The 784-nt window shown below is 42.9% G+C and carries 1 protein-coding gene; it reads left to right on the top strand.

Annotated features, from left to right (window positions below; translation table 11 throughout):
* Positions 1–119: 119 nt before the first annotated feature.
* On the top strand, positions 120–784 hold a 665-nt coding region (gene dpaA / locus ACWHAR_RS25980), incomplete at its 3' end, for a dipicolinic acid synthetase subunit A (RefSeq protein WP_452088287.1).

Genomic DNA, 784 nt, shown 5'->3' on the forward strand with positions numbered 1-784 from the left:
GTTTTTTTATATGGAAAAAGCGCATCTTTTATATTCACCGGTATTTCCTTTTGATCATAAGATGAAGGGGAGCTTAACAACTAGAGATCCAGTATATACAAAGAAGGTGAACGTTTAGAATGTTAACCGGATTGAAAATTGCAGTTATCGGCGGTGACGCAAGACAGCTCGAAATTATAAGAAAGCTCACTGAACAGCAGGCTGACATCTATCTTGTCGGTTTTGACCAATTGGATCACGGTTTTACCGGGGCAGTAAAATGCAATATTGATGAAATTCCTTTTCAGCAAATAGACAGCATCATTCTTCCAGTATCCGCGACAACAGGAGAAGGTGTCGTATCGACTGTATTTTCTAATGAAGAAGTTGTGTTAAAACAGGACCATCTCGACAGAACGCCTGCACATTGTGTCATTTTCTCAGGAATTTCTAACGCCTATTTAGAAAACATTGCAGCTCAGGCAAAAAGAAAACTTGTTAAACTGTTTGAGCGGGATGACATTGCGATATACAACTCTATTCCGACAGTAGAAGGAACGATCATGCTGGCTATTCAGCACACGGATTATACGATACACGGATCACAGGTGGCCGTTCTCGGTCTGGGGCGCACCGGGATGACGATTGCCCGTACATTTGCCGCGCTCGGGGCGAATGTAAAAGTGGGGGCAAGAAGTTCAGCGCATCTGGCACGTATCACTGAAATGGGGCTCGTTCCTTTTCATACCGATGAGCTGAAAGAGCATGTAAAAGATATAGATATTTGCATTAATACCATACCGAG

The sequence above is a fragment of the Bacillus sp. LR--39 genome (genome assembly GCF_053613335.1).